The organism is uncultured Rothia sp. (genome assembly GCF_937976295.1).
In the GTDB taxonomy this organism is placed as follows: Bacteria; Actinomycetota; Actinomycetes; order Actinomycetales; family Micrococcaceae; genus Rothia.
In genome coordinates, this window is the sequence record NZ_CALJRY010000089.1 from 1 (window position 1) to 2652 (window position 2652).

3 protein-coding genes and 1 pseudogene are annotated in these 2652 nt (G+C 57.8%); all 4 read right to left on the reverse strand.

Annotated elements, in window-relative coordinates:
• Positions 1–64: 64 nt before the first annotated feature.
• Positions 65–706 (reverse strand): VanZ family protein, encoded by a 642-nt coding sequence (locus Q0216_RS02405; RefSeq protein ID WP_298592631.1) that lies wholly within the window; start codon positions 704–706, stop codon positions 65–67.
• A 224-nt stretch (positions 707–930) separates the two neighbouring features.
• Positions 931–1383 carry a CrcB family protein gene (locus tag Q0216_RS02410; protein ID WP_298592633.1) on the reverse strand — a complete coding sequence of 151 codons (453 nt, stop codon included), beginning with the start codon at positions 1381–1383 and terminating at the stop codon, positions 931–933.
• Positions 1383–1787, reverse strand: coding sequence for a CrcB family protein (locus Q0216_RS02415; protein ID WP_298592635.1), 405 nt, complete (start codon positions 1785–1787; stop codon positions 1383–1385). The genes Q0216_RS02410 and Q0216_RS02415 overlap by 1 nt, the downstream gene beginning before the upstream one ends.
• 430 nt (positions 1788–2217) lie before the next feature.
• Positions 2218–2652: pseudogene (locus Q0216_RS02420) on the reverse strand (TetR/AcrR family transcriptional regulator); the annotation flags it as partial.

The following is a 2652-nucleotide window of genomic DNA, read 5'->3' on the forward strand; positions in this document are numbered from 1 at the left end:
CAGACGTTTTCATAACATGAATTATATCAATCATGTTATGAAAACGTCTGCTATTTAGAGGCTCCTATGCGGCGGCGGTAGCCATTGCCAGCACCCGGTCACGCTTAGTCGCGCGGCGCTTCTGAATCGCGCGCACCACCCAGATGCAAACCGCACCGAGAACCGCGCCGGCAGTGTTATTCACAATGTCATCCACGTCGAAGGTGCGGTAGGTGAAGCCCGCCAGACCCCAGTTACCGGTCAGCTGACTCAACTCAATGAAACTTGAGAGCGCGAAGCCACTCAGCGCCGTGGCACGCAGACCCCAGCGCAGGCAACCCGCGGTAAAGAAGCCCAGGGGGACGAACATCGCAATATTGAAGAAGAGCTGCGCATACACGGCAGTTGCGAAGCGGCGCAGACCCATGCCCTCAGTCAAATCCCACGCCTGCTGCCAGCTCCAGCCCACATAGAAACGCGGATAGTAGAGCTCAGGGTTCGTGACGCTATTAGAAGAGCCAATCGGGGTCAGCGTCAGCGAAAGAATCGAGGCGAGGAACAACGCGAAGGACGCAGTCAGCAGGTACTGGCGGATACTGTGCGCTCGACCGGTCTTCCTAGCGCGCAGGCGCATACTGATAAAACCGATGATGGAGAGCGCGACTGTGAGTGCCGCAATCTCAATGGCGAAGGTGCCAATCATGTGTTTACTGAGCAGTTCCTGCATGCTGCGTGTTCCTTAGATCGCGAGAGTGAATTATACGCACCCCACCTGAATATATACCTGTTCTAACATATGTTCCTGGTGGTATATGGCGGTTACTGTTCATACCCGCCGCATATTGTTCACCACCAGTGTAAAAGACCGCTCTATGGCTCGCCCCAGGTGAAACTGTGAAAAAGCTGTACACGCGCCCGGCGCGCTAGGAGAACCACCCCCAGTCGGTGCCGTCAGTACAGAACATCCGGCGGGAACACCGGCGCAATATACCGACCAAACAGCAGCACAAACAAGAGCGCACCCGCAATCGCAGCCACCATCGCGCCAACCACCTGCACCAACCACAGCATCAGGAACTTCACCGTCTTACCCTCAGAGCGGGCGGTCAGCGCCTCCACCATGGCGGTCGAAAAGGTCGTAAAACCACCCAGCAGACCGGTCGTAATCACCGTGCACCAGAACGCCACCTCTTCCGTGGCGTTATAGTGCACCCCCAGCGCGCGAGGATTAGACACCGGCATAATCAGTAGCCCGTAAAGGAACGAACCCACCAGGTTAATGATGAACACCGGGCTAATAATCGACGACTCCGTACGCAGGCGAGGAGACATCGCCTTATCCAGGAAGAAGCGGGTCATCGCGCCCAGACCGCCGCAGAGGAAAACCATCAGAGCAAAAAACATTAGCGGCCCCCCTCAACATCACGAGCAGGCACCAGGCGGGACGCCACAAAACGACCCGTCAGCATGCCCGCAGCGGCGGCAACCAAACCACCCACCAGCAGCACCGCCACAGCCAGCATCATATACCCGCTATGCACCGTGTAGGGCAGAAAAATCGTCTGCGCTACTACCGCCGCAATCGACGAATACGTCGTGTAGCCGCCCATCATGCCCGCGCCGAAGAGCAGACGGAACGAATGAATCCGCTCCTCGCCGTCACGGCGCGCGTAAGCATTCCACACCACCGTCAGCAGACCCAAAGTGAAGGAGCCCAGAAGGTTCGCCACCAGCACGCCGCCGGGAGTGTACACGCGGCACAGCGCACCCGTACCGCCGCCTAAAAAGACAAGAAAAGGGGCAGGCACACGGTTCAGAACGCCTCCTATCCGCTGTCGGATACTCGCGCGGTTCCTCATCACCGTGCACCTACCCTTTCACATCGCATGAGTCTTTAGAGTGCACCGTAGCGCACACTACATACTTTACTATTACCCGAGCTTGCTCCCCGAGTCAGCAGCGGCAGACTCGCACTCCTACTGAATCTTCTCACTCATTTTCTCGCTCAGGGCGGCGGCTTCACCGATGCGGTAGAGCCATGTAGCCATGATTCAGTCCTTTGAAATTGATTGGTGAGTGGGGGTCGGTGTGTTGGTTGGGTGCGCGTGGTGTTTGCGTTGCAGTTTTGCCCTGCATGACGAACGCTGCGCCCTGTTTTTGGGCAAAAAACACCCCGCCCCGGGCACCTACTGGTGAGGTGCCCGAAGCGAGAGTGTTTGAGCGTTGACGATATGGGGCTTAGCTCGCGAATTCGCCCTGGACCAGACGACCCAGGTAGTCGAGTGCTTCGAGGACGCACCGGCGCATTGCTTCGATGGCGAGTGCTTCGGGGTGGGTGCCTTCGGGGGCTTCCGCTGCGACCTTGGCCGTCATTTCTTCAGCGCGGGTGAGGTAGTAGTAGACGCCTTCACCGATAGTTTCGGAGAGGTTGGAGGCGAAGACTGCCACACGCAGGTAGGGCAGGTCGGGGTATGCCGCGAGGTACTCTTCGAGGAAGATGTCGTAGGTGCGCTCGAGGATGACGTGCGAGTACTCTTCGAACTTCGCGGGGCTATCCATTTCGAGGGCGTAGAGCAGGTGCGCGAAGGGTGCGATGTACTCTTCGAGGGTGCTGCTCTTGAAGACCTTGCGGGCGATGGAGAGCATTTCGGATTCCATGCTTGCGTTTTCACC

What these genes read in the sequence shown, in the direction of transcription:
- Q0216_RS02405 (WP_298592631.1), bottom strand. Translation starts at nt 706, where the DNA reads ATGCAGGAACTGCTCAGTAAACACATGATTGGCACCTTCGCCATTGAG.
- Q0216_RS02410 (WP_298592633.1), bottom strand. Translation starts at nt 1,383, where the DNA reads ATGTTTTTTGCTCTGATGGTTTTCCTCTGCGGCGGTCTGGGCGCGATG.